Origin of the sequence: Citrobacter sp. C13, from assembly GCF_014596815.2 — a bacterium.
GTDB lineage: Bacteria > Pseudomonadota > Gammaproteobacteria > Enterobacterales > Enterobacteriaceae > Citrobacter > Citrobacter portucalensis.
Map to the genome: position 1 here is coordinate 3,625,763 of NZ_CP115024.1, position 25,658 is coordinate 3,651,420.

The window sequence follows — 25,658 nt, forward strand, 5'->3', positions numbered from 1 at the left end:
GAGAATTATTCAATAGGTAGAGCAGTTGTGTATTTAATCTGTTCCATGGCAAAGCTGGAGGTGACGTCAGACAGGCCCGGTACGCTATTCACCAGGCGCTTATAGAATTCATCATAGCTTTTCATATCAGCAACCTGCACTCGCATCAGGTAGTCATACTCCCCTGCCATACGCCAGAACCCCAGAACCTCGGGCATTCCGGTCACTTCAGTGACAAAGCGGCAATACCATTCGCTGCTGTGATGCTGAGTTTTGATCAGCACAAACGCGGTGAGTCCCAGCCCCAGTTTTTCTGGATCCAACAGGGCGACTCTGCCCAGCAGGATACCGTCATCCTCAAGTCGTTTGAGACGTTTCCAGCAGGGGGTGGTAGTCAGATTAACGGCATCTGCTAATGCCTGCAAAGAAAGGGTGCAGTCCTGTTGCAGCAAGCCGAGTAGCTTGCGGTCAATTTTGTCTAACATATCCACTCCACAGAGAAGAATTTTCTCCTTACATTCTATTTTAAAGGCTAAATGGCAACAATTTTTTCCGTGCTTTTCGCTATTCTGGGCACAAAATGACAAATGGATATCTATTAATGATGAATAGCTCATGGGTTAAAAACGCCATCAATGAAATCAACGCGGATTATCAGCGTTCTGCGGATACGCATCTCATTCGCCTGTCGCTACCGGCGTTCCCGGGCATTCAGCTCTATTTAAAAGATGAGAGCACGCATCCGACCGGGAGTCTGAAGCATCGTCTGGCGCGCTCACTGTTTCTGTACGGATTGTGCAATGGCTGGATCAAAGAAGGCACCACCATCATTGAATCATCGTCCGGTTCAACGGCGGTCTCTGAGGCTTATTTCGCTCGACTGTTAGGGTTGCCATTTATTGCCGTCATGCCTTCCTGTACGGCAAAACGTAAGGTTGAACAGATTGAATTTTACGGCGGTCGCTGTCATTTCGTGGAAAGCGCCTGCGAAATCTATGCGGCCTCTGAGCAACTGGCGCGTGAGCTGAACGGTCATTACATGGACCAGTTCACTTACGCTGAGCGCGCCACCGACTGGCGCGGCAATAATAATATCGCCGACAGCATCTTTCGTCAGATGCAGTGCGAGCCCAACCCCGTTCCCCGCCATATTGTGATGAGCGCCGGAACCGGTGGCACCTCAGCAACCATTGGCCGCTATATCCGCTGTCAGGGCTACGACACTCAACTGATGGTAGTGGACCCGGAAAACTCGGTCTTTCTGCCCTTCTGGCAGGATCGCGATGCCACGTTACGCAGTCCGGTAGGAAGTAAAATTGAAGGCATTGGCCGCCCGCGTGTCGAACCGTCTTTCATTCCTGACGTGGTCGATGAAATGCTGCGCGTGCCGGATGCCGCAAGCGTGGCCACCGCACACTGGCTGGGAACGCAGTTGGGCCGTAAAGTCGGCGCCTCTACGGGTACCAATATGTGGGGAACGCTGCAACTTGCCGCCCGTATGCGCGATGCCGGAGAAAGCGGCTCACTGGTGACGCTGTTGTGTGACAGCGGCGAACGCTATCTGGAAACCTACTACAACCCACAGTGGGTCGACGCGCACATCGGTGATTTAACGCCGTGGAAAGCGGAGCTCGCCCGACTACTGAACACCCATTAATGGGATAAAAAAAAGCCAGACGCGAAGTCTGGCTTGCTGGAAGGGATCTCTCATTCGGGGGAATAAGGTAGATGTGGATTGTCCAGCCAATGCGTCAAAAAGTGTGACACTGCCTGATTACGGCAATGCCCAATCACCGATAAATGAGGCAGTTCAGCAATCAGTTGCGGCATCGCGTTACCCATAATCAGGCCGCGCCCAACGCTGCCTAACATTTCGCGATCGTTCATGGCATCGCCAAACGCCATACACTCGGCCATTGAATAACCTAAATGGTCGCTCAACACCGCCAATGCCGATCCTTTATTACAGCCCAGCGGCAGCACCTCAAGGCAATCAAACGCGGAAAAACAGAGATTCGCCTGTTCACCCAGCGCTTCATTCAGTTGAATTCGCAATTGGATCAAAGAGTCATGATCGCCGCAGAAACAGACTTTCGTGACCTGATGCGCCGGAATACGTTTCACATCGACGATCTGGTAGCGAAATCCGCTATACACATGCGCCTGCAGCAGCGAGGGGATCTCTTGTCCGGTGAACCAACCGTTGTCATTAAAGACATGCATGCTGGCGGTAGTGTCCCACTTCTGATGCAACACAATATCCGCGACATTCGGATCCAAATCCTGACGGTGTAACACATCGCCCTCAAGAGAGTGAATACGCGTGCCATTACCCGTGATCAAAAAGGCGTCCAGTGAGATCGAGCCTAAAATATGGCGCATCTCAAGCACATGTCGGCCGGTAGCAAATGTCAGAGTAATATCGCGTTCACGCAGGCGCGACAGCGTTGAAAGCGTTTCGTCACCTAAATGGTGATTCGGCATCAAAAGGGTGCCATCCATATCAAATGCAGCCAGACGAGCCATTTCTTTCTCCACACTGTGACGCGGTTAACTTGTGATCCAGTATCACCTGAGATATACGGAAGTAATAGTGAATAGATAAAATGAATTGTTCCGGGTTTCTCTACGCATAAACCATTAACGGACATCCTGAAGGAAAAAGTATCAATGCGTCTGCTTAATCGCCTGAACCAGTACCAACGCCTGTGGCTGCCCTCGAACGGCGAACCGCAGTCAGTGACCGTCGGGGAACTGGCCGAACGCTGTTTTTGTAGCGAACGCCATGTGCGTACCCTGCTAAAGCAAGCGCAGGATGCGGGCTGGCTGGAGTGGCATGCCCAGTCGGGGCGCGGGAAACGCGGGCAACTGCGGTTTTTAGTGACGCCAGATTCACTGCGCAACACCATGATGGAACAGGCGCTGCAAAAGGGAGAGCAGCTTAGCGTACTGGAACTGGCTCAGTTGGCTCCGGGCGAATTAAGAACACTGCTACAACCGTTTATGGGCGGTCAGTGGCAAAACGACACGCCAACCCTACGTATCCCCTATTACCGCCCGCTCGACCCCTTGCACCCCGGTTTTCTCCCTGGTCGCGCGGAGCAACACCTCGCCGGACAAGTTTTCTCTGGCCTGACCCGGTTTGACAGCACTACGCAACGTCCTTGTGGAGACTTAGCCCACCACTGGAATATTTCCGCTGACGGCCTGCGCTGGGATTTCTATATTCGTTCCACCCTGCATTGGCATAACGGTGATACGGTAAACAGCTCACAGCTACATCAGCAGTTGCTGAAGCTGTTAGAACTCCCCGCGCTGAATAAGCTGTTTATCAGCGTAAAGCGCATTGAGGTGACGCATCCCCAGTGTCTGACCTTTATTCTGCATCGTCCCGACTTCTGGCTGGCGCACCGTCTGGCAAGCTACAGCAGTCACCTGGCGCATCCTGAGTACCCGTTTGTGGGTACCGGCCCGTTCCGGTTGACGCTGTTTACTCCTGAGCTGGTGCGTATCGAGAGCCACGATCACTACCATCTGAGTCATCCGCTGCTAAAAGCCATTGAATACTGGATAACCCCACAGCTCTTCTCCCAGGATCTGGGCACCAGTTGTCGCCATCCGGTGCAAATTGCGATTGGTAAACCCGAAGAGTTGCCTATGCTAAGCCAGGTAAGCAGCGGGATCAGTCTTGGTTTTTGCTATCTCACGCTCAGAAAAAGCGCGCACCTGAATACGCAGCAGGCCCGTAGACTGATCAATATCATCCACCGTTCTTCCCTGCTACAAACGCTTGAAGTGGATGAAAATCTGATCACGCCAAGCAATGCACTGCTCCCCGGATGGACTATCCCACAATGGGATGAACTCGATGAGGTGGCATTACCGGAAAAGCTGACGCTGGCTTATCACCTGCCGGTAGAACTTCACGCTATGGCTGAACAGCTTCGCCAGGCGCTGGCGCTGCTCGGCTGTGAATTAACGCTTATTTTTCATAATGCTAAAAACTGGGATGGCGATCATCCCTTAGCCCAGGCCGACCTGATGATGGGCGACAGGCTGATTGGTGAGGCACCTGAATATACTCTCGAACAGTGGTTGCGCTGCGATCAGCTCTGGTCACATGTATTGAATGCGCCAGCATACACACATTTGCAAACGACCCTGGATGCCCTTCAAATCCAGGCCGATGAGGACGATCGCCACGCTGCTTTACAACAAGTTTTCGCCACGCTAATGCATGACGCTACCCTGACCCCACTGTTCAATTATCACTATCGCATCAGCGCGCCACCGGGCGTGAACGGCGTACGCCTGAATCCTCGTGGCTGGTTCGAGTTTACCGAAGCCTGGCTGCCACCTCCTTCAGCGTGAAGAAGCTGGTCGACGGCACGTCCAGGCGCTACCATAAGGGCTTCGTTATTTTGTCAGGAAAAGCCATGAAACGTGCCGTTGTTGTATTCAGTGGAGGTCAGGACTCCACGACTTGTCTGGCGCAAGCGCTGCATCAGTATGATGAAGTGCACTGCGTGACCTTTGATTATGGTCAGCGCCATCGCGCTGAGATTGATGTCGCACGTGACCTGGCCTTAAAACTTGGCGCGCGCGCGCACAAAGTACTTGATGTCACATTGCTCAGTGAACTGGCTGTCAGCAGCCTGACCCGCGATAACATTCCGGTACCCAATTACGAACCGGATGCGAACGGCATTCCCAATACCTTTGTGCCAGGACGCAATATTTTGTTCTTAACGCTGGCAGCAATTTACGCGTACCAGGTGCAGGCAGAGGCAGTCATTACCGGCGTTTGCGAAACGGATTTCTCCGGATACCCAGACTGTCGCGATGAGTTCGTCAAAGCCCTGAACCATGCCGTAAGCCTGGGGATGGCGAAAGATATTCGCTTTGAAACCCCACTGATGTGGATCGATAAAGCCGAAACCTGGGCACTGGCTGATTACTGGGGCAAGCTGGACCTGGTACGCGAAGAAACGCTAACCTGCTATAACGGCATCAAAGGTGACGGTTGCGGTCACTGTGCTGCGTGTAATCTGCGTGCCAACGGCCTGAACCATTATCTGGCGGATAAACCGGCAGTGATGGCGGCAATGAAGCAGAAAACCGGGTTAAAGTGATTGTATTGCCGGATGGCGCTTTGCTTATCCGGCCTACAGGCAGTCGCAGCAACTCATGTAGGCCGGATAAGACGCTTGAGCGTCACCTTCCGGCAGTCGCAGCCACTACTGCACCATCTGCTCCAGTTTTTCGCGCAACTCCCCTTCCAACAGCAACGCTTTTTGCGTTTTCAAATCAATACAGACGAACGTAATCAGCGCGTCTGCCACCACCTGCCCTTCCGGCTCCAGGGTAATGGTCTGGTTTAACACGCCACTTTTGCCATTTAACTGTTGAACCTGACTGGTGATGGTCAGCAGATCGCTCAGCACCGCAGGTCGCCGGTAGTTGATATTAATATTCACGACCACAAAAGCGATGTTGTGTGCGGTCATCCACTGAAAGCTGTCGCTGTTTTCCAGACCATCCCAGCGGGCCTCTTCCAGAAACTCCAGATAGCGGGCATTGTTAACGTGCTGATAGACATCAAGATGAAAACCACGGACTTTGATTTGTGTTTGCATAGCGCAGGAGCCTTACGTTGTTTTTATAGGAACAGACTTTTGAGTAAAGAGGTCATAACTGGTATGACCTCTACAGTCTGGCAAACTTTCAGCGCTCTGCAAGTTATTAAAGTGTTAAAACTGCCAGGTTACGCTCAACCAGTGAACTGCCCATGCCCGGCACCTGTTTTAAATCATCCACCGTTTTAAACGGCCCGTACTCCTCACGATAGCTCACAATCGCCTGCGCTTTCTTTAGACCCACGCCATTCATAACTCGCGCTAAATCCTCCGCAGAAGCGCTGTTGATGCTTACCCTGGTGCCCTCATCGTCGCTTGCTTTAGCGGGCAGTGTGGCTTTGCTTTGTGCCGCCCCTGGGTTTTCCGCTTTGGTTTGAGTCGCCTGGCTTTTGGCGACAGGCTCAGCCGCCAATGCGGTTTGGGCCATACCAGCGCAGGTCAATGAAAGAGTGATAAGCAGAGCTTTGATTCCATGTTTCATACTGTTTTCTCCTTGTTTGTTAACAGTGGAATCACGATAGCGAGGTGCAGAACGGCAGACAAACGGCAAATATCAGAAATGGAAAAGGCCGCGAAAGCGGCCTTTGGTAGATACAACTTTTTGCAATTTTTTGCGAACTGCCTCGGTTATTGCTGCTGTTCCAGCGCATCACCGATTTTAATTTTTGCGGCTTTACGCAGGTTGCTCATCAGCGCTTCGAAGACAATCTGCGCGTTGTTCTGAGTGATCCCCTGAACCATCGCTTTCTTCTGCGCTTCAGGCATAGAACCAGCTTTCACCTCGTCCAACGCCAACAGAACAACGTTACCCTGCATGTCGTTCGCGACGCCGTAGCTCGGTTTGTCTTTCGCCGGCAGGCTCAGACCAAAGGCAGCCTGGCTCAGCGGATCCTGACCCGTACGGCTCAGCGTTTTCGCCTCGCCAAAGCTCAGACCCGCCGCTTTCATCGCTTCATCGCCTTTACCGGCTTTCAGATCCGCCAGCAGTTTATCGGCATCAAGCTTCGCCTGCTGCTCTGCTTTATTGTGCTTAACAAGCGCAGTTACCTGATCTTTCACTTCAGCCAGTGGCTTCACGGCTTCGGCTTTGTGCTCTGCAATACGCAGTACAAACGCGCGATCGCCATCCACGGTGATGATGTCGGAGTTACTGCCAGGCGTACCGTTTTCGCCAACCAGACCACCATTGAAAATAATGTCAGCGACTGGTTTGAAATTCAGTTCTTCCGGCAGGCTGTCACGGCTAAACCAGCCCGTTTCAACCGCTTTCATACCCGCAGCCTGCTCTGCACCCGCCAGAGATTCGTTATCGTTGCTGGCCGCGTCGCTGACTTTCTGCTGCAGCGCATAGTAGGCATCCAGCGCTTTTTCCTGCTTCACTTTTGCCGCAATCTCGTCACGGGCTTCGCTCAGCGGTTTAACTTGCGCAGGCTGTACGTCGTCAAGACGCGCAACGAGGAAACCAACGGAAGACTTAATTACGCCAGACAGTTGGCCTTTTTCTTTCAGACCCGCATTTTTCAGCTCATCCGGGGTAGTGGAATCTTCCAGCCATCCCATATCACCGCCTTTACGAGCAGAGATGATATCGGCAGATTTTTCTTTCGCCAGCGCAGCGAAGTCACCGCCTTTGTTCAGCTCATCCAGTACCGCTTTGGCTTCATCTTCCGTTTTGGTCTGAATGATGCTGTAGCGGTTACGCTGCGGCTGAGTGAACTGATCCTGATGCTGGTCATAGTAAGACTGAATATCAGCATCGCTGGCCGTCTCCTGCATAGCAGCAGCGTCCAGCTTGATGTAGCTCACGCGGAACTGTTCCGGCGTCATAAAGTTGTTTTTATTCTGCTCGTAGTAGCTGGCAACTTCCTGCTCGGTAACAGACTGCTTCGCGGCCAGTGCGTTAACGTCAATCGTCGCCTCGCGCACGATACGCTGCTGTGCGACCAGCGCCGCCAGTTCATCCGTTTCGCCTTTCAGCATGAAGTCCGTACCGGCAACACCGTTAATCAGCTGCTGTGTCGTGAGCTGATTACGTAATGCCTGTGCGTACTGGTCTGCAGTCATTCCCATTTGATTGACAATCGCGTTGTAGCGGTTGTTATCAAACTTGCCGTCCACCTGGAACGCAGGCGTGGCGAAAATGGCCTGTTTAACCTGATCGTCGCTGATGTTGAGCTTAAGCTCGCGGGAATACTGATCCAGCAGCGCTTCGTCAACAAGACGATTCAGCACCTGCTGACGCAGCGTTTTCATATAACCTTCGTTCGCGGCCAGCTCGGAGTATTGATCGCCCAGCTGTTGCTGCATGCGGTTACGTTCGCTGTTGAACGCATTCTCGAACTGCCCGCGGCTGATCTCCTGGCCATTCACTTTGGCGGCGAAGTTATTGCCCCCGCCAATCAGGTAACCACTCACGCCGGTCAAAATGAACGACACGATAATGATACCGAAAATAATCTTGAGCACGAGACTGTTAGCAGCCGTGCGTAAGCTGTCCATCATGGTGTAACCACACTCCGCTGTAGATGACTATACGCGTTATCCTCTCTGCTGCCCCCGCGTTGATGACAACAACGGCAACAAGGATTTTGAGTATATATGCTTCACGCAGCATAGCGTTTCCTGAACGCTGCGCACAAAGGTCTATTGTGACAAGAAACAGGGGCAATTGTCAGCCCACAACGCGTAGAAAGTACCGGAATTACAAATAAAAAAGGCACATCAGTCGATGCGCCCTTGTACTTCGTCACATCCCCAAAGGGGAAATCACTTAGTTTACCGCGTCTTTCAGTGCTTTACCTGCACGGAAGCCCGGTACTTTAGCCGCGGCGATGGTGATCTCTTTACCTGTTTGCGGGTTGCGACCAGTACGGGCAGCACGCTCTTTAACGGCAAAAGTACCAAAACCTACCAGCGCTACGTCATCACCTTCTTTCAGAGATTCGGTAACAGAAGCAATAATTGCATCTAACGCACGTCCAGCCGCAGCTTTAGAGATATCAGCCCCTGCAGCAATTTTGTCGATCAGTTGAGATTTATTCACTCTTCTCTTCCTCTTTATAATTTATATCGCACCTGAATCCTTCAAAGTGCGACCGCGCAGCAGTTATATCAGGCCTGCCATGCCCTTACAACACCCGTTAATGATGGCAAGCCTAATCCGTTATCTAAATTAGCTATACAAAAAAAGGCTGGCAAGCCCGAAATGGCCTGCCAGCCCTGTTTTTATTAATGCTCTTTGCGCGAGGTCACTATTTTGCCGTCACAACCTGCATTCCAGAGGGTTCATTTTGCAACGCAAGAGTCAGAACTTCCTCAATACGTTTCACCGGGTGAATATTAAGATCGGCAATTACGTTGTCCGGAATCTCTTCCAGGTCACGTTTGTTCTCATCGGGAATTAAGACCGTCTTAATGCCGCCACGGTGTGCCGCCAGCAGTTTTTCTTTCAAACCACCGATAGGCAGAACCTGACCACGCAGGGTGATCTCACCCGTCATCGCTACGTCGGCGCGAACTGGGTTACCGGTAAGACAAGACACCAGCGCAGTACACATAGCAATACCCGCACTTGGACCGTCTTTCGGCGTCGCCCCTTCAGGTACGTGAACGTGGATGTCGCGTTTTTCGTAAAAGTCCGGGTTAATACCCAGTTTTTCCGCACGCGCGCGCACCACGGTCAGCGCAGCCTGAATCGACTCCTGCATGACTTCACCCAGAGAACCGGTGTAGGTCAACTTACCTTTACCCGGTACGCAGGCGGTTTCGATAGTCAGCAGATCGCCGCCAACTTCCGTCCACGCCAGACCCGTCACCTGACCAACGCGGTTTTCGTTGTCCGCGCGGCCATAGTCAAAGCGCTGTACACCCAGATAGTCGTGCAGGTTATCGCCATTGATCTCAATATGTTTCAGCGATTTATCCAGCAGCAGCTGTTTCACCGCTTTACGGCACAGTTTAGAGATTTCACGTTCCAGACTACGCACGCCTGCTTCACGAGTGTAGTAACGAATAATGCCCACAATGGCGCTATCGTCGACCGTCAGCTCACCTTTTTTCAGCGCATTACGCTCAATCTGTTTCGGCAACAGGTGACGTTTGGCAATGTTCAGCTTTTCGTCTTCGGTATAACCGGACAGACGGATCACTTCCATACGATCCAGCAACGGTGCCGGAATATTCATGGAGTTAGAGGTCGCAACAAACATCACATCGCTGAGATCGTAGTCCACTTCCAGGTAGTGATCGCTGAACGCCACGTTCTGCTCTGGATCCAGCACTTCGAGCAGTGCGGAAGCCGGATCGCCACGCATGTCGGAAGACATTTTGTCGATCTCATCAAGCAGGAACAGCGGGTTTTTAACGCCCACTTTGGCCATTTTCTGGATCAGTTTACCCGGCATAGAACCGATATAGGTCCGGCGGTGACCGCGAATTTCGGCTTCATCACGCACGCCGCCCAGCGCCATACGGATGTATTTACGCCCAGTTGCCTTAGCGATGGACTGCCCCAGAGAGGTTTTACCTACCCCCGGCGGTCCAACCAGACACAGGATCGGCCCCTTGATTTTATTTACACGGCTTTGAACCGCGAGATACTCAAGAATACGGTCTTTGACGCGCTCCAGACCATAATGGTCGGTATCGAGGATTTCCTGCGCCTGACGTAGGTCTTTTTTGACCTTGCTACGCGCATTCCACGGCACCTGTACCATCCAGTCGATGTAGCCACGCACCACGGTCGCTTCCGCCGACATAGGAGACATCATTTTCAGCTTCTGCAGTTCTGCTTCCGCTTTCTCTTTTGCCTCTTTCGGCATTTTCGCCGCGTCGATTTTACGCTTCAACGCTTCGTTTTCGTCCGGTGCATCGTCCATCTCACCGAGTTCTTTCTGAATAGCTTTCATCTGCTCGTTCAGATAGTACTCGCGCTGAGATTTTTCCATCTGCTTTTTCACGCGGTTGCGAATGCGTTTCTCAACCTGCAGCAGATCGATTTCAGACTCCATCATCGCCATCAGATATTCCAGACGTTCGTTAACGTCGGACATCTCCAGCACGGACTGCTTGTCAGCCAGCTTCAGCGGCATGTGTGCAGCGATGGTATCCGCCAGACGTGCAGGATCGTCAATGCTGTTCAGCGACGTCAGCACTTCTGGTGGAATTTTCTTGTTCAGCTTGATATAGCCTTCGAACTGGCTGATAGCGGTACGCACCAGCACTTCCTGTTCGCGCTCATCAATAGCAGGCGAGTCAAGGTACTCTGCTTTCGCAGAGAAATGCTCGCCGTTGTCAGACAGCGCAGAAATACGCGCACGCTGTAACCCCTCGACCAGCACTTTTACGGTGCCGTCAGGCAGTTTCAGCATCTGCAAAATAGAGGCCACGGTCCCGACGGTGAAAAGATCGTTTACACCCGGCTCATCCGTTGACGCTTCTTTCTGTGCGACCAGCATGATTTTTTTATCATGGTCCATAGCCGCTTCCAGACAACGGATAGATTTTTCCCGCCCTACAAATAAGGGTATGACCATGTGCGGATAAACCACCACATCGCGCAACGGCAATACGGGGATTTCAATGCGTTCAGAACGCTCAGGATTCATAGAGCTCTCTCTTAGTTTAGTTTCCGCCAGGTAATCAGGTGGTACGACTGTGCTTCACACCACCTTTAACATGTATGTCAGTATATGGGGATGTTTCCCACACATTCAACGCCATGTTTACGGAAAAATAAAAGGGGAGATAAAATCCCCCCTTTTTAATTAAATGTCTGTATGAATTGATGAATTATTCGCCAGATGCCTGCTGCGCTTCCGGCTTACCGTAAATCAGCAATGGCTTGCTCTGACCGCCAATCACCGACTCATCGATCACCACTTTTTCGACGTCTTCCATAGAAGGCAGATCGTACATGGTGTCGAGCAGCGCGGCTTCGACGATAGAACGCAGACCACGAGCACCGGTTTTACGCGCCATCGCTTTCTTAGCGATCGCATCCAGCGCTTCCTCACGGAATTCCAGATCGACACCTTCAAGATTGAACAGCGCCTGGTACTGCTTGGTCAGGGCGTTTTTCGGCTCTTTGAGGATCTGGATCAACGCTTCTTCGCTCAGCTCGCTCAGCGTTGCCACAACCGGCAGACGACCGATGAACTCAGGGATCAGACCAAACTTGATCAGATCTTCCGGTTCAACCTGCGACAGCAGTTCACCTTCGCTGGCTTTATCAGACTGTGCTTTTACCGTTGCGCCAAAACCAATGCCGGAGCTGGTTTCAACACGGTTAGCAATTACTTTATCCAGACCGGCAAAGGCACCACCGCAGATAAACAGGATCTTGGAGGTATCAACCTGCAGGAATTCCTGCTGAGGATGTTTACGACCACCCTGCGGCGGAACGGCAGCAACCGTCCCTTCGATCAGTTTCAACAGCGCCTGCTGTACGCCTTCGCCGGAAACGTCACGGGTAATAGATGGGTTATCAGACTTACGAGAAATCTTGTCGATCTCATCGATATAGACGATCCCACGCTGTGCTTTCTGCACGTCGTAATCGCACTTCTGCAACAGCTTCTGAATAATATTTTCAACATCTTCACCCACATAACCGGCTTCGGTCAGCGTGGTGGCATCAGCCATGGTGAACGGAACGTCCAGCAGGCGCGCCAGCGTTTCAGCCAGCAGCGTTTTACCGGAACCCGTCGGGCCAATCAGCAGGATGTTACTTTTGCCCAACTCGACGCCATTGCTGGTGTCGCCGTTGCGCAGACGTTTGTAATGGTTGTATACCGCGACCGCCAGCACTTTCTTCGCCTGCTCCTGACCGATAACGTAATCGTCCAGGTGGTTGCGAATTTCATGTGGCGTCGGCAGCGCACTGCGTTCACGGTGCGGTGCTACTTCCTTAATCTCTTCGCGAATGATGTCGTTGCATAAATCAACACATTCGTCGCAGATATACACGGATGGACCGGCAATCAGCTTACGCACTTCATGCTGGCTTTTGCCGCAAAAAGAGCAGTACAACAATTTGCCCGAGCCATCTTTGCGTTTATCTGTCATGGGTCAAAACCTCTTCTTTGTTCTTTGTGCCGCACACGACGACGCAAATGCCATTCTCAGGCGCAAGACGCTAGTCAGCGTTGTGCCGCTCCAGGTAATTATAGCGGCACACCTGCGCACTGGGCATTAATTACGATGGGTCAAAATCGAGTCGACCAGACCGTACTCTACCGCTTCAGAAGCGGAGAGGAAGCGATCGCGCTCGGTATCACGTTCAATCTGCTCAAGAGATTGACCCGTATGATGCGCCATAAGTTCGTTCATGCGCCCTTTTACCTTCAGGATTTCACGGGCATGAATTTCAATATCCGTTGCCTGGCCCTGGTAACCGCCCAGAGGCTGGTGGATCATGACGCGAGAGTTAGGCAGGCAAAAACGTTTGCCTTTCGCCCCGGCGGTCAGCAGGAACGCACCCATTGAGGCCGCCTGGCCCATACAAATGGTGCTGACGTCCGGCTTAATAAACTGCATGGTGTCATAGATAGACATCCCGGCAGTGATCACTCCACCAGGGGAGTTGATGTACAGGTAGATATCTTTTTCTGGGTTTTCTGCTTCCAGGAACAGCATCTGCGCCACGATCAGGTTAGCCATATGGTCTTCGACCTGGCCGGTCAGAAAAATGACGCGTTCCTTAAGTAGACGAGAATAGATATCAAAAGAGCGCTCACCACGTGAGGTCTGTTCAATGACCATCGGCACCAGCGCCATATGGGGTGCAAAGTTATCTCGTTCGCCGCTGTATGACATTTCCGTCTCCTGGATAAAATTTGAAAAAACCTGCTGTGCTGATTGTAACCTTATGGACGGATTATCAGCTAGTCCCTCAGTAATGGGTACGACATCGCCATAATTCAAGCATAACAATCTTTTGTTGTAACGCTAACACTGAAACGCTGTTTTCGCACTCTTCCCATGCAAAATGCGTGACAAAAAAAAACCCGCCACCAAAAGGTGACGGGCTTGCGTACGAAATTCGAGCTAAAAAAGCGACGAATTACGCCTGCTGGTTCATCAGTTCGTTGAAGGAAGTGGCTTTTTCAGTCACTTTCGCTTTCGCCAGAACGGCTTCAACAGCCTGCTCTTCCAGAGCGACGTTACGCATGTTGTCCATCAGCTCTTTGTTTTTGCTGTAGAACTCAACAACTTCTTTCGGATCTTCGTAAGCAGAAGCCATCTCTTCGATCAGGCCTTTAACGCGATCTTCGTCAGCTTTCAGTTCGTTGGTACGAATCACTTCGCCCAGCAGCAGACCAACAACTACGCGACGCTTAGCCTGTTCTTCGAACAATTCACGCGGCAGTTCCAGAGCTTGTTTCTCGTTGCCACCGAAACGCTGTGCAGCCTGACGACGCAGAACGTCGATTTCGCTGTCGATCAGCGCAGCCGGAACGTCGATGTCGTTAGCTTTTACCAGACCTTCGATCGCCTGAGACTTAACGCGGTTACGCACAGCGCCTTTCAGCTCGCGTTCCATGTTTTTACGGACTTCAGCGCGCAGACCTGCTACGGAACCATCTTCAACGCCGAAACGTTTGATGAATTCTTCAGTCAGTTCCGGCAGTTCGCGTTCTTCAACTTTCTTCAGGTTGATAACGAACTTCGCAGCTTTACCTTTCAGGTTTTCAGCGTGGTACTCTTCCGGGAAGGTCACGTCGATAGTGAACTCTTCGCCAGCTTTGTGGCCTTTAACGCCTTCTTCAAAGCCCGGGATCATACGACCCTGGCCCATCGCCAGTACGAAGTCAGACGCTTTGCCGCCTTCGAACTCTTCGCCGTCTACAGAACCGGTGAAGTCGATGGTTACACGGTCTTCTGCATCAGCAGCGCCGTCTTTGTCTTTCCAGGTAGCCTGCTGCTTGCGCAGGGTGTCCAGCATTACGTCAACGTCAGCGTCGGTAACTTCAACAACCGGTTTTTCAACTTCGATTGCTTCCAGGCCAGTCAGCTCAACTTCCGGGTAAACTTCGAACTCTACCGCGTAAGTAAAATCTTCACCCAGTTTGTATTCGCCCGGAACGTAGTTCGGTGCGCCAGCTGGATTGATTTTTTCTTTGATGATCGCGTCAACGAAGTTGCGGCTCATCAGGTCACCCAGAACGTCCTGGCGAACAGACGCGCCATAACGCTGAGCAACAACATTCATCGGTACTTTTCCTTTGCGGAAACCGTCAATACGCACTTTCTTCGCTACGTTGACCAGCTCGCTTTTCACAGCGGTCTCGATGCTGTCAGCAGCGATAGTAATCGTTACACGGCGGCCAAGGCCTTGAGTGGTTTCAACTGAAACTTGCATCTTGTTACCTCAAAAAATCACAGTGCTCGGTCAACTCTTCTCCGCAAGCACAGGTTGTTGGCTTCGCGGAACTGGGATGTTCTCATAAGCAATCACATTCCCTGTCGTCAGAATCATCCCGAAGACATTCCGAAAAATAAGACGCGCATTATAGCGGCATCACTTTTATGAGTCGAGAACGGTTATCGCGCGTTGCTGCGGCTTTTTTCACAATTCCCGGCTAATTTTTGTCTGAATACTGTACGACTGCCCCAGAATTCAGACAAAACAAAACGGCCCGCAGGCCGTTTTCACATAATCTGTAGCAACATACTGGAAAAGCGTCGGTTGTTGCAAATCCGTTTTTACGCGATGCTTCCCGCTCCACGACACGGAGGCGATGCAAAAATCGTATCCTGCAACGCTTCCCACTCCTTAATAGTGTAGGTATGCAGGGCAAGCGCATGAACGGTTGTGGAAAGTTCCGCCGTTAATGTGCTGTAAATCATCCGATGACGATTAAGAAAACGTTCACCTGTAAAGCGATCGCTAACCAGTACAACCTTAAAGTGGCTTTCAGAACCAGCCGGGACATTGTGACGATAGCTTTCATCCACAACTTCGAGGAACACGGGTTCGAACGCTGCCCTTAATTTTTCTTCTATTTGCTCACGAATCATCATGAAATTTTTCCTCCGACAACGCTGAGATGTCACCCATCCCTTTAAATACTAGCCGCTTTTACCGTTTTCATTACACCTTAGCAACAAAAAATTAGCGCTTGTCTGATTTTCTCATTCAAACGGATGAAGTTCACTGATTCCTCACTCCAATTTATTGCAAAAAGTCCGTTTATAGTCTCTACAAAGTCATAAAACGGACAACACAATGAATTTACATGCGTTACCCACTTCCCCTCATCGTTGGCGATGTTATGATGGCGGGAATTTTCTCTAACCATACAATTTAGATTCGCTGAGAGCCCTGGCATGTTTAAAAAAATCCTCGTCCCGTTTGTCGCACTGTTTATGTTAGCTGGATGCGCAACGCCGCCGACCACTATTGAAGTCTCCCCGAAAATTACCCTGCCACAGCAGGACCCGAGCCTGATGGGCGTGACCGTTAGCATCAACGGTGCCGACCAGCGTCAGGATCAAGCGCTGGCAAAAGTCACCCGTGACAACCAACTGGTTACCCTGACCGCATCCCGCGATCTGCGTTTCCTGCTGCAAGAAGTGCTGGAAAAACAGATGACCGCACGCGGTTATATGATTGGACCGAACGGTGCAGTCAACCTGCAAATCATTGTTAGCCAGCTGTATGCTGACGTGTCTCAGGGTAGCGTGCGCTATAACATCGCTACCAAAGCAGACATCGCCATCATTGCAACTGCCGCCAACGGTAACAAGATGACCAAAAACTACCGTGCAAGCTATTCTGTTGAAGGTGCTCTGCAGGCCTCTAACAAAAATATCGCTAACGCCGTTAACAGCGTACTGACCGACACCATCGCTGATATGTCTCAGGACACCAGCGTTCACGATTTCATCAAGCAGAACGCTCGTTAATTTCTGCCCATATGGCCCGGCGTTCGTCGGGCCTATAGAAGCCCATGTCCAGTCATTACTTACGTATTTTTCAGCAGCCACGCTCAGCTATCCTGCTCATTCTGGGGTTCGCCTCCGGTTTACCGCTCGCGCTCACCTCCGGTACGCTCCAGGCGTGGATGACAGTCGAGAATATCGATCTTAAAACCATCGGTTTCTTTTCCCTGGTCGGTCAGGCCTACGTTTTTAAGTTTCTCTGGTCCCCGTTGATGGACCGTTACACGCCACCGTTTTTAGGTCGACGTCGCGGCTGGCTGCTGGCGACCCAGGTGCTGTTGTTAATTTCTATCGCCGCGATGGGCTTTCTGGAGCCTGGCACACAGTTACGCTGGATGGCTGCACTCGCAGTAGTGATCGCATTTTGCTCTGCATCGCAGGATATTGTCTTTGATGCCTGGAAAACCGACGTATTGCCCGCAGAAGACCGCGGCACCGGCGCGGCTATCAGCGTACTGGGCTATCGATTAGGGATGCTGGTTTCAGGCGGACTGGCCCTGTGGATGGCCGATCGCTGGCTGGGCTGGCAAGGGATGTACTGGCTGATGGCTGCGCTGTTGATTCCTTGTATCATCGCCACCCTGTTAGCACCCGAACCGACTGACACCATTCCGGTGCCTAAAACGCTGGAACAGGCGGTTGCGGCTCCGCTGCGCGACTTCTTTGGTCGTAATAACGCCTGGCTGATCCTGCTGCTTATTGTGCTGTATAAGCTCGGGGATGCCTTCGCCATGAGCCTGACCACCACCTTTTTAATCCGTGGCGTTGGGTTTGATGCGGGTGAAGTTGGCGTGGTGAATAAGACACTGGGGCTACTGGCCACCATTGTTGGCGCGCTGTACGGTGGGATCCTGATGCAGCGCCTTTCTCTGTTCCGCGCATTGCTTATTTTCGGCATCCTGCAAGGGGCGTCGAATGCGGGCTACTGGCTACTGTCCATCACTGACAAACACATGTTCAGCATGGCGGCCGCCGTCTTCTTTGAAAACCTGTGCGGTGGAATGGGCACGGCGGCGTTTGTCGCCTTATTAATGACGCTATGCAATAAGTCCTTCTCAGCGACCCAGTTCGCTCTGCTCTCCGCGCTTTCAGCCGTTGGTCGCGTTTACGTTGGCCCGGTAGCGGGTTGGTTTGTCGAAGCACACGGCTGGCCGACATTTTATCTGTTCTCCGTGTTTGCCGCGATCCCCGGCCTGATACTGCTGCTGGTATGTCGCCAGACCCTGGAACATAGCTGGCAAAATGAAAGCTTTATTCCACGCACGGAATTTCGTGGAGCGTACAGTCTGGCATTAATGACATTGGTAGTGGGCTGCTGCCTGTTGCTGGTTTGGCTGCTGCTGTTAACCATGAACGCGTTGGATTACACCAATTTCTCCTTCCTGCCGGAACTGCTTGAAGTCTCAGTGGTGGTCGCGGTCTGCGGGGTCGTTTTTGGTGGATTGCTGGATTATCTGGCACTGCGTAAAACGCGTCTGGCGTGATGTTGCATATTTATGCTCTAAATAATTCGAGTTACGGGAAGGCGGCGACGCAGCAAATCCCCAGGAGCTTACATAAGTAAGTGACTGGGGTGAGCGAGGAAAGCCAACACACCCGTAGCTTGAAGTATGACGAGCATATTTGGTCGTTGTAATCACCCTGCGTAATTATAACGGCGAAATAAGCAACAACTGCTAAAAATAATATTTGTTATTTTGTGCGCCAAAGAATTTGGAAATTATTGACGCCTTTTATATATACTATTTTCCTTACTCGATTCAGCCAAGAAAGATTTATTTTTTGTTCCTCAATTGTCCGTTTATTGATAATCAATTGTTAAGCAATTGTTTTATTTTCGTATTGGTTATACCAATTGCCCTCAGTACGCCCCCCACCTGCCCGCTTTCGTTATAACGTGATGTTGCAACAGGTTCTTAAAGCTAAAGCGACATATATTGCAACATATGTGACATGCACGGCAGAACCCAGTAACACAGATCTAGAGATGTTTACAGTAATGTAACCTTCCCGTAAAATGCCCTCACACTTTAAACGCCACCCGGTCCCGTGGAATTGAGGTCGTTAAATGAGACTCAGGAAATACAATAAAAGTTTGGGATGGTTGTCATTAATTGCAGGCACTGCATTACTCAGTGGCTGTAATTCTGCGCTGCTTGACCCTAAAGGACAGATTGGACTGGAACAACGGTCATTGATACTGACGGCATTTGGCCTGATGTTGATTGTCGTTATTCCCGCCATCTTGATGGCTGTTGGTTTTGCCTGGAAGTATCGTGCAAGCAATAAAGATGCGAAGTACAGCCCGAACTGGTCACACTCCAATAAAGTGGAAGCTGTGGTCTGGACGGTGCCGATCTTAATCATCATTTTCCTTGCCGTTCTGACCTGGAAAACCACTCACGCTCTTGAGCCAAGCAAACCGCTGGCGCATGACGAGAAGCCCATTACCATCGAAGTGGTTTCCATGGACTGGAAATGGTTCTTCATCTATCCGGAACAGGGTATCGCTACCGTGAATGAAATCGCCTTCCCGGCGAATACTCCGGTTGAATTCAAAGTGACTTCCAACTCCGTGATGAACTCCTTCTTTATCCCGCGTCTGGGTAGCCAGATTTATGCCATGGCCGGTATGCAGACTCGACTGCATCTGATCGCCAACGAAGTCGGTACTTATGATGGTATCTCCGCAAGTTATAGCGGACCAGGCTTCTCCGGTATGAAGTTCAAGGCTATCGCAACAAAGGACCGCGCCGAATTCGACCAATGGGTTGCTAAAGCTAAACAGTCCACGAACACCATGAGCGACATGGCAGCGTTCGAGAAAGTGGCTGCGCCAAGCGAATACAACCAGGTGGAATACTTCTCCAACGTGAAACCGGATTTGTTTAAAGACGTTATTAACAAATTTATGGCTCACGGTAAGAGCATGGACATGTCCCAACCCGAAGGTGAGCACAGCGCACACGAAGGAATGGAAGGCATGGACATGAGCCACGCGGAATCCGCTCACTAAGGGGCCGAGGAAGAATACGATGTTCGGAAAATTGACGCTGGATGCAGTTCCGTTCCATGAACCTATTGTCATGGTTACGATTGCTGCCATTATCATCGGTGGTGCGGCCTTACTGGGCCTTATCACTTACTTCGGTAAGTGGACCTACCTGTGGAAAGAGTGGCTAACCTCGGTTGACCACAAACGCCTTGGCATCATGTATGTCATCGTCGCAATCGTCATGTTGATTCGTGGCTTTGCCGACGCCATCATGATGCGTAGTCAGCAAGCGCTGGCTTCTGCAGGTGAAGCGGGCTTCCTGCCTCCTCACCACTACGACCAGATCTTCACGGCTCACGGCGTGATTATGATCTTCTTCGTGGCAATGCCATTTGTTATCGGTCTGATGAACCTGGTGGTTCCGCTGCAGATCGGCGCACGTGACGTTGCCTTCCCGTTCCTGAACAACCTGAGCTTCTGGTTCACCGTTGTCGGCGTAATCCTGGTTAACTTGTCTCTGGGCGTGGGTGAATTCGCGCAGACCGGTTGGCTGGCGTATCCGCCACTTTCGGGAATAGAGTACAGTCCAAGCGTCGGGGTCGACTATTGGATATGGGCAGTCCAGTTGTCCGGTATTGGTACAACCCTGACCGGTATCAACTTCTTTGTGACCATCATTAAGATGCGTGCACCAGGAATGACCATGTTCAAGATGCCGGTGTTTAGCTGGGCATCTCTGTGCGCGAACATCCTGATTATCGCCTCTTTCCCAATCCTGACGGTTACCGTCGCGTTGCTAACCCTGGATCGCTATCTGGGCACCCATTTCTTTACCAACGATATGGGCGGCAACATGATGATGTACATCAACCTGATTTGGGCCTGGGGCCATCCGGAAGTGTACATTCTGGTTCTGCCAGTCTTCGGTGTGTTCTCCGAAATCGCGGCAACCTTCTCGCGTAAGCGTCTGTTTGGTTACACCTCGCTGGTGTGGGCAACCGTGTGTATCACCGTTCTGTCGTTCGTTGTTTGGCTGCACCACTTCTTCACCATGGGTGCAGGCGCTAACGTAAACGCCTTCTTCGGTATCACCACCATGATTATCGCCATCCCGACCGGGGTGAAGATCTTCAACTGGCTGTTCACCATGTATCAGGGCCGTATCGTATTCCACTCAGCAATGCTGTGGACGATTGGCTTTATCGTCACCTTCTCAGTCGGCGGCATGACCGGTGTACTGCTGGCGGTGCCGGGTGCGGACTTCGTTCTGCACAACAGTCTGTTCCTGATCGCGCACTTCCATAACGTTATCATCGGCGGTGTCGTATTTGGATGCTTCGCTGGTATGACCTACTGGTGGCCAAAAGCGTTTGGCTTCACGCTGAACGAAACCTGGGGTAAACGCGCATTCTGGTTCTGGATCATCGGCTTCTTCGTAGCATTTATGCCACTGTACGTGCTGGGCTTCATGGGTATGACCCGTCGCCTCAGCCAGCAGATTGATCCACAGTTCCATCCGATGCTGGTCGTTGCCGCCTGCGGCGCCGCGCTGATTGCACTGGGTATCCTGTGCCAGCTGATTCAGATCTTCGTTTCTATTCGCGACCGCGAGCAGAACCGTGACCTGACCGGTGACCCATGGGGTGGTCGTACGCTGGAGTGGGCAACCTCTTCCCCGCCTCCGTTCTATAACTTTGCCGTTGTGCCGCACGTTCACGAGCGTGATGCCTTCTGGGAAATGAAAGAAAAAGGTGAAGCGTACAAGCAGCATGCGCACTATGAAGAAATTCATATGCCGAAGAACAGCGGTGCCGGTATCGTCATTACCGCCTTCGCAACACTGTTTGGTTTCGCCATGATCTGGCATATCTGGTGGCTGGCGATTGCAAGCTTCGCAGGCATGATCATCAGCTGGATTGTGAAAAGCTTTGATGAAGACGTGGATTACTACGTGCCGGTCCCGGAAGTCGAAAAACTGGAAAACCAGCATTTCGATGAGATTACTAAGGCAGGGCTGAAAAATGGCAACTGATACTTTAACGCACGCGACTGCCCACGCGCACGAACACGGGCACCACGATGCAGGCCAGACCAAGATCTTCGGATTCTGGGTCTACCTGATGAGCGACTGCATTCTGTTCTCTATTCTGTTTGCAACCTATGCCGTTCTGGTGAACGGCACCGCAGGTGGCCCGACAGGTAAGGACATTTTTGAGCTGCCGTTCGTTCTGGTTGAAACATTCCTGCTGTTATTCAGCTCCATTACTTACGGCATGGCAGCGATTGCCATGTACAAGAACAACAAGAGCCAGGTTATCTCCTGGCTGGCGTTGACCTTCTTGTTCGGTGCCGGATTCATCGGGATGGAACTCTATGAATTCCATCACCTGATTGTTAACGGTATGGGCCCGGATCGCAGTGGCTTCCTGTCTGCGTTCTTCGCGCTGGTCGGCACGCACGGTCTGCACGTCACCTCCGGTCTTATCTGGATGGCAGTGTTGATGGTGCAAGTTGCTCGTCGCGGCCTGACCAGTACTAACCGTACCCGCATCATGTGCCTGAGCCTGTTCTGGCACTTCCTGGATGTGGTGTGGATCTGTGTGTTCACTGTTGTTTATCTGATGGGGGCGATGTAATGAGTCATTCTAACGAGAGCGGCGGCGCATCCCATGGCAGCGTAAAAACCTACATGACAGGTTTTATCCTGTCGATCATCCTGACGGTCATTCCGTTCTGGATGGTGATGACAGGTTCTGCCTCACCGGCCGTCATTCTGGGAACTATTCTGGCAATGGCAGTGGTACAGATTCTGGTGCACCTGGTGTGCTTCCTGCACATGAATAGCAAATCTGATGAAGGTTGGAACATGACGGCCTTTGTCTTTACTGTGCTAATCATCGCCATCCTGGTTGTGGGCTCCATCTGGATTATGTGGAACCTTAACTACAACATGATGATGCACTAAGAGCGGCGATTATGATGTTTAAGCAATACCTGCAAGTAACGAAACCAGGCATCATCTTTGGCAACCTGATCTCGGTGATTGGGGGATTCCTGCTGGCCTCGAAAGGCAGCATTGATTATCCCCTGTTTATCTACACGCTGGTTGGGGTGTCACTGGTTGTGGCGTCGGGTTGTGTATTTAACAACTACATCGACAGGGATATCGACAGGAAGATGGAGAGGACCAAAAACCGCGTGTTGGTTAAAGGTCTGATTTCCCCTGCGGTCTCGCTGGTATACGCCACCCTGCTGGGTATTGCTGGCTTTATGCTGCTGTGGTTTGGCGCGAACCCTCTGGCCTGCTGGCTGGGGGTAATGGGCTTCGTGGTCTATGTGGGCGTTTATAGCCTGTACATGAAGCGCCATTCCGTTTACGGCACGCTGATTGGCTCACTCTCCGGCGCTGCGCCGCCGGTGATTGGCTACTGTGCCGTAACCGGTGAGTTCGATAGCGGTGCGCTGATTCTGCTGGCTATTTTCAGCCTGTGGCAGATGCCGCACTCTTACGCGATTGCGATTTTCCGCTTCAAGGATTATCAGGCTGCCAACATCCCGGTGCTGCCGGTGGTGAAAGGTATTTCGGTCGCGAAGAACCATATCACGCTGTACATCGTGGCGTTTGCTATCGCCACGCTGATGCTAACCCTGGGCGGCTATGCAGGTTATAAATACCTGATTGTTGCCGCGGCGGTGAGCGTCTGGTGGTTGGGCATGGCGCTGCGCGGTTATAAAGTGGAAGATGACAGAGTCTGGGCGCGCAAGCTGTTCGGTTTCTCCATCATCGCCATTACCGCGCTTTCCGTGATGATGTCCGTCGACTTTATGGTGCCAAACTCGCAGAACCTGCTGACTTACGTCTGGTAAGTTAATCGTCACACCTTCTATGCCGGATGGCGGCTGACGCCTTATCCGGCCTACAAAAAAGCACATAGCTTGTAGGCCGGATAAGTTACGTTCAGATCGCTATCCGGCATTTTCGTCTCCAGCCGACGCCCCTCACAACCCCAACATTTGTTAATAAAGCGCATATTTACCCAGCCTGCTTAGCGCTTTACACTAGGCGCGAAATTAATACAGAGGTGGGAATGAACGATTACAAAATGACGCCCGGTGAGTTGCGCGCCACCTGGGGTTTAGGGACCGTATTCTCGTTGCGCATGCTTGGCATGTTTATGGTCCTGCCGGTTCTGACCACATACGGTATGGCGCTACAGGGTGCCAGCGAAGCGCTGATAGGCCTTGCTATCGGCATTTACGGTCTGGCCCAGGCCGTCTTCCAGATCCCCTTTGGCCTGCTCTCTGACCGCATCGGTCGTAAGCCGCTTATTGTCGGCGGGCTGGCGGTATTCGTTCTCGGCAGCATAATTGCTGCTCTCTCCGATTCAATCTGGGGCATTATTCTTGGTCGGGCTTTACAAGGCTCTGGCGCGATTGCTGCTGCCGTAATGGCGCTGCTTTCCGACTTAACCCGTGAGCAAAACCGTACCAAAGCGATGGCGTTTATCGGCGTCAGCTTTGGTATCACCTTCGCCATTGCGATGGTGCTGGGACCAATCGTTACCCATGCGCTGGGGCTACACGCGCTGTTCTGGATGATTGCAGCCCTTGCTACCACGGGTATCGTGCTGACCATTTGGGTCGTTCCCAATAGCACTACCCACGTGCTGAACCGCGAGTCGGGGATGGTAAAAGGCAGCTTCAGTAAAGTGCTGGCAGAGCCCAAACTGCTGAAGCTCAACTTTGGCATCATGTGTCTGCACATATTGCTGATGTCCACCTTCGTTGCCTTACCAGGCCAACTGGCGAAAGCAGGCTTCCCCGCCGCAGAGCACTGGAAAATTTATCTGGTGACGATGTTGCTGTCTTTTGTTTCCGTGGTGCCGTTCATCATTTACGCCGAAGTGAAGCGCCGCATGAAACGCGTGTTCCTCGCCTGCGTGTTACTGATACTTATTGCAGAGATTGTATTGTGGAGCGCTAACGTGCGTTTCTGGGGGTTGATTGCGGGCGTGCAGATATTCTTCCTCGCCTTCAACCTGATGGAAGCCCTCCTCCCCTCACTTATCAGTAAAGAGTCTCCGGCTGGCTATAAAGGCACGGCGATGGGCGTTTACTCCACCAGCCAGTTTCTTGGCGTGGCGATTGGCGGTTCGCTCGGCGGTTGGGTGGTTGAAATGTTTGATGGTCAGGCCGTATTCCTGGCCGGCGCGCTTCTGGCAGCAGTTTGGTTAGTTGTGGCAAGTACAATGAAAGAGCCGCCGTATGTCAGCAGCCTGCGTGTGGAAATTCCACCGGAGATTGCCGCCGATGACACGTTAAAGCAGCGCCTGCTGGCAAAAGAAGGAATAAGCGAAGTGTTAATTGTGGCAAAAGAGCATTCGGCCTACGTGAAAATCGACAGCAAAGTCACCAATCGATTTGAGGTTGAGCAGGCCATCAGCCAGGCGTAAAGATGAGATTTGTCAGATGGCGGCTTACGCCATCTGACATAACGACTTAATCGCGGAAGTTCTTGAACTGGAACGGTTGACCGAGGTCGCCGCCGCGAACCAGCGCCATAACGGATTGCAGGTCGTCACGCGCCTTGCCGGTTACACGGATTTCTTCGCCCTGAATCTGCGCCTGCACCTTCAGTTTGCTGTCTTTGATCAGCTTAACGATTTTCTTTTGTACCGCGCTTTCAATGCCTTGTTTCAGCTTAGCTTCAACAAACCAGGTTTTACCGCTGTGCACGAAGGTTTCTGGTACGTCCAGCGACGTGCCTTCAATGCCGCGTTTCAGCAGCTTGGCACGCAGAATATCCAGCAACTGATTGACCTGAAAATCAGACTCGCTCAGCACCTTAATCGTCTTATTTGACTCATTCAGCTCAAAAGTCGCTTCAACGCCACGAAAATCAAAGCGTGACTCCACTTCGCGGCTGGCGTTATCTACCGCGTTACGGGCTTCCTGAAGATCAACTTCAGAGACAATATCGAAAGATGGCATCTTTTCCTCTCCCTTCATTTTTGATGCGAAGCATAATACCTGCAAAGTTACCCAACAGACAGCGCTATACTAGGCTGTATCCTTTAATTGTACGTGGTACTGATACCTGCGAA

At 51.7% G+C, this 25,658-nt stretch carries 23 protein-coding genes; 11 read left to right on the forward strand and 12 right to left on the reverse strand.

The genetic code is table 11. The features are described from left to right. Positions 1-5: 5 nt before the first annotated feature. Positions 6-464: a DNA-binding transcriptional regulator DecR gene (gene decR / locus IB222_RS17435; protein WP_003831023.1), complete on the reverse strand. Its 459-nt coding sequence runs from the start codon at positions 462-464 to the stop codon at positions 6-8. A gap of 116 nt (positions 465-580) precedes the next feature. Between decR and IB222_RS17440 the strand changes: the two genes are divergently transcribed. After that, entirely contained in the window at positions 581-1,636 is a 1,056-nt protein-coding gene (locus tag IB222_RS17440; RefSeq protein WP_149384068.1) for a PLP-dependent cysteine synthase family protein, read from the forward strand. A 50-nt stretch (positions 1,637-1,686) separates the two neighbouring features. Here IB222_RS17440 and cof read toward each other — a convergent pair whose 3' ends face one another. Beyond that, positions 1,687-2,505, reverse strand: a complete 819-nt coding sequence (cof, locus tag IB222_RS17445; protein WP_048235970.1) for an HMP-PP phosphatase — start codon at positions 2,503-2,505, stop codon at positions 1,687-1,689. Between the two features lie 144 nt (positions 2,506-2,649). Here cof and IB222_RS17450 point away from each other — a divergent pair, with 144 nt between their 5' ends. Both IB222_RS17450 and queC read left to right on the forward strand, forming a co-directional pair. Further along, on the forward strand, positions 2,650-4,350 hold the full coding sequence (locus IB222_RS17450; RefSeq protein WP_149384067.1) for an SgrR family transcriptional regulator: 1,701 nt from the start codon (positions 2,650-2,652) through the stop codon (positions 4,348-4,350). Positions 4,351-4,415: 65 nt separating this feature from the next. Further along, positions 4,416-5,111, forward strand: coding sequence for a 7-cyano-7-deazaguanine synthase QueC (gene queC / locus IB222_RS17455; protein WP_149384066.1), 696 nt, complete (start codon positions 4,416-4,418; stop codon positions 5,109-5,111). Positions 5,112-5,216: 105 nt separating this feature from the next. On the opposite strand, the gene fadM is transcribed toward queC, so the two are convergent. The 9 genes from fadM to bolA form a co-directional block, all read right to left on the reverse strand. Next, a complete protein-coding gene (gene fadM, locus IB222_RS17460) occupies positions 5,217-5,615 on the reverse strand; it encodes a long-chain acyl-CoA thioesterase FadM (RefSeq protein WP_149384065.1) in 399 nt (132 codons plus the stop codon). A gap of 106 nt (positions 5,616-5,721) precedes the next feature. Next, on the reverse strand, positions 5,722-6,096 hold the full coding sequence (locus IB222_RS17465) for a helix-hairpin-helix domain-containing protein (RefSeq protein ID WP_003831017.1): 375 nt from the start codon (positions 6,094-6,096) through the stop codon (positions 5,722-5,724). 146 nt (positions 6,097-6,242) lie between these two features. Continuing rightward, complete coding sequence (gene ppiD / locus IB222_RS17470) at positions 6,243-8,117, reverse strand: peptidylprolyl isomerase (protein ID WP_149384064.1); 1,875 nt, start codon at positions 8,115-8,117, stop codon at positions 6,243-6,245. A gap of 268 nt (positions 8,118-8,385) precedes the next feature. Beyond that, complete coding sequence (hupB, locus tag IB222_RS17475; RefSeq protein ID WP_003021629.1) at positions 8,386-8,658, reverse strand: nucleoid-associated protein HU-beta; 273 nt, start codon at positions 8,656-8,658, stop codon at positions 8,386-8,388. Between the two features lie 208 nt (positions 8,659-8,866). Beyond that, complete coding sequence (gene lon, locus IB222_RS17480) at positions 8,867-11,221, reverse strand: endopeptidase La (protein ID WP_003831014.1); 2,355 nt, start codon at positions 11,219-11,221, stop codon at positions 8,867-8,869. A gap of 184 nt (positions 11,222-11,405) precedes the next feature. Next, on the reverse strand, positions 11,406-12,680 hold the full coding sequence (gene clpX, locus IB222_RS17485; protein WP_149384063.1) for an ATP-dependent protease ATP-binding subunit ClpX: 1,275 nt from the start codon (positions 12,678-12,680) through the stop codon (positions 11,406-11,408). Between the two features lie 126 nt (positions 12,681-12,806). After that, on the reverse strand, positions 12,807-13,430 hold the full coding sequence (gene clpP, locus IB222_RS17490) for an ATP-dependent Clp endopeptidase proteolytic subunit ClpP (protein WP_003021624.1): 624 nt from the start codon (positions 13,428-13,430) through the stop codon (positions 12,807-12,809). A gap of 247 nt (positions 13,431-13,677) precedes the next feature. Then, positions 13,678-14,976, reverse strand: a complete 1,299-nt coding sequence (gene tig, locus IB222_RS17495) for a trigger factor (RefSeq protein ID WP_003021622.1) — start codon at positions 14,974-14,976, stop codon at positions 13,678-13,680. A gap of 344 nt (positions 14,977-15,320) precedes the next feature. Next, positions 15,321-15,638 carry a transcriptional regulator BolA gene (gene bolA, locus IB222_RS17500; RefSeq protein WP_003021619.1) on the reverse strand — a complete coding sequence of 106 codons (318 nt, stop codon included), beginning with the start codon at positions 15,636-15,638 and terminating at the stop codon, positions 15,321-15,323. A gap of 306 nt (positions 15,639-15,944) precedes the next feature. Between bolA and IB222_RS17505 the strand changes: the two genes are divergently transcribed. The 8 genes from IB222_RS17505 to IB222_RS17540 all read left to right on the forward strand — a co-directional run bounded on the left by IB222_RS17505 (position 15,945) and on the right by IB222_RS17540 (position 25,007). Continuing rightward, positions 15,945-16,523, forward strand: coding sequence for a lipoprotein (locus tag IB222_RS17505; RefSeq protein WP_003831011.1), 579 nt, complete (start codon positions 15,945-15,947; stop codon positions 16,521-16,523). Positions 16,524-16,567: 44 nt separating this feature from the next. Then, positions 16,568-18,043: a muropeptide MFS transporter AmpG gene (gene ampG / locus IB222_RS17510; protein WP_149384062.1), complete on the forward strand. Its 1,476-nt coding sequence runs from the start codon at positions 16,568-16,570 to the stop codon at positions 18,041-18,043. A 584-nt stretch (positions 18,044-18,627) separates the two neighbouring features. Beyond that, complete coding sequence (cyoA, locus tag IB222_RS17515) at positions 18,628-19,575, forward strand: cytochrome o ubiquinol oxidase subunit II (protein WP_003831009.1); 948 nt, start codon at positions 18,628-18,630, stop codon at positions 19,573-19,575. A gap of 19 nt (positions 19,576-19,594) precedes the next feature. Further along, positions 19,595-21,586, forward strand: a complete 1,992-nt coding sequence (gene cyoB / locus IB222_RS17520) for a cytochrome o ubiquinol oxidase subunit I (protein WP_149384061.1) — start codon at positions 19,595-19,597, stop codon at positions 21,584-21,586. Further along, entirely contained in the window at positions 21,576-22,190 is a 615-nt protein-coding gene (locus IB222_RS17525; RefSeq protein ID WP_003831007.1) for a cytochrome o ubiquinol oxidase subunit III, read from the forward strand. Before cyoB ends, IB222_RS17525 begins: the two co-directional genes overlap by 11 nt. Then, the gene (locus tag IB222_RS17530) at positions 22,190-22,519 is read left to right on the forward strand and encodes a cytochrome o ubiquinol oxidase subunit IV (RefSeq protein WP_003831006.1); all 330 of its coding nucleotides are present in this window, start codon (positions 22,190-22,192) and stop codon (positions 22,517-22,519) included. The genes IB222_RS17525 and IB222_RS17530 overlap by 1 nt, the downstream gene beginning before the upstream one ends. Positions 22,520-22,530: 11 nt before the next feature. Continuing rightward, positions 22,531-23,421 carry a heme o synthase gene (cyoE, locus tag IB222_RS17535; RefSeq protein WP_003831005.1) on the forward strand — a complete coding sequence of 297 codons (891 nt, stop codon included), beginning with the start codon at positions 22,531-22,533 and terminating at the stop codon, positions 23,419-23,421. A 221-nt stretch (positions 23,422-23,642) separates the two neighbouring features. Then, positions 23,643-25,007 (forward strand): MFS transporter, encoded by a 1,365-nt coding sequence (locus IB222_RS17540; protein ID WP_149384060.1) that lies wholly within the window; start codon positions 23,643-23,645, stop codon positions 25,005-25,007. A 46-nt stretch (positions 25,008-25,053) separates the two neighbouring features. On the opposite strand, the gene IB222_RS17545 is transcribed toward IB222_RS17540, so the two are convergent. Beyond that, the gene (locus IB222_RS17545) at positions 25,054-25,545 is read right to left on the reverse strand and encodes a YajQ family cyclic di-GMP-binding protein (RefSeq protein ID WP_003831002.1); all 492 of its coding nucleotides are present in this window, start codon (positions 25,543-25,545) and stop codon (positions 25,054-25,056) included. Positions 25,546-25,658: the final 113 nt, after the last annotated feature.

Coding starts and splice junctions, on each gene's coding strand:
- decR (WP_003831023.1), bottom strand. CDS start 464: ATGTTAGACAAAATTGACCGCAAGCTACTCGGCTTGCTGCAACAGGAC.
- IB222_RS17440 (WP_149384068.1), top strand. CDS start 581: ATGATGAATAGCTCATGGGTTAAAAACGCCATCAATGAAATCAACGCG.
- cof (WP_048235970.1), bottom strand. CDS start 2,505: ATGGCTCGTCTGGCTGCATTTGATATGGATGGCACCCTTTTGATGCCG.
- IB222_RS17450 (WP_149384067.1), top strand. CDS start 2,650: ATGCGTCTGCTTAATCGCCTGAACCAGTACCAACGCCTGTGGCTGCCC.
- queC (WP_149384066.1), top strand. CDS start 4,416: ATGAAACGTGCCGTTGTTGTATTCAGTGGAGGTCAGGACTCCACGACT.
- fadM (WP_149384065.1), bottom strand. CDS start 5,615: ATGCAAACACAAATCAAAGTCCGTGGTTTTCATCTTGATGTCTATCAG.
- IB222_RS17465 (WP_003831017.1), bottom strand. CDS start 6,096: ATGAAACATGGAATCAAAGCTCTGCTTATCACTCTTTCATTGACCTGC.
- ppiD (WP_149384064.1), bottom strand. CDS start 8,117: ATGATGGACAGCTTACGCACGGCTGCTAACAGTCTCGTGCTCAAGATT.
- lon (WP_003831014.1), bottom strand. CDS start 11,221: ATGAATCCTGAGCGTTCTGAACGCATTGAAATCCCCGTATTGCCGTTG.
- clpX (WP_149384063.1), bottom strand. CDS start 12,680: ATGACAGATAAACGCAAAGATGGCTCGGGCAAATTGTTGTACTGCTCT.
- clpP (WP_003021624.1), bottom strand. CDS start 13,430: ATGTCATACAGCGGCGAACGAGATAACTTTGCACCCCATATGGCGCTG.
- tig (WP_003021622.1), bottom strand. CDS start 14,976: ATGCAAGTTTCAGTTGAAACCACTCAAGGCCTTGGCCGCCGTGTAACG.
- bolA (WP_003021619.1), bottom strand. CDS start 15,638: ATGATGATTCGTGAGCAAATAGAAGAAAAATTAAGGGCAGCGTTCGAA.
- IB222_RS17505 (WP_003831011.1), top strand. CDS start 15,945: ATGTTTAAAAAAATCCTCGTCCCGTTTGTCGCACTGTTTATGTTAGCT.
- ampG (WP_149384062.1), top strand. CDS start 16,568: ATGTCCAGTCATTACTTACGTATTTTTCAGCAGCCACGCTCAGCTATC.
- cyoA (WP_003831009.1), top strand. CDS start 18,628: ATGAGACTCAGGAAATACAATAAAAGTTTGGGATGGTTGTCATTAATT.
- cyoB (WP_149384061.1), top strand. CDS start 19,595: ATGTTCGGAAAATTGACGCTGGATGCAGTTCCGTTCCATGAACCTATT.
- IB222_RS17525 (WP_003831007.1), top strand. CDS start 21,576: ATGGCAACTGATACTTTAACGCACGCGACTGCCCACGCGCACGAACAC.
- IB222_RS17530 (WP_003831006.1), top strand. CDS start 22,190: ATGAGTCATTCTAACGAGAGCGGCGGCGCATCCCATGGCAGCGTAAAA.
- cyoE (WP_003831005.1), top strand. CDS start 22,531: ATGATGTTTAAGCAATACCTGCAAGTAACGAAACCAGGCATCATCTTT.
- IB222_RS17540 (WP_149384060.1), top strand. CDS start 23,643: ATGAACGATTACAAAATGACGCCCGGTGAGTTGCGCGCCACCTGGGGT.
- IB222_RS17545 (WP_003831002.1), bottom strand. CDS start 25,545: ATGCCATCTTTCGATATTGTCTCTGAAGTTGATCTTCAGGAAGCCCGT.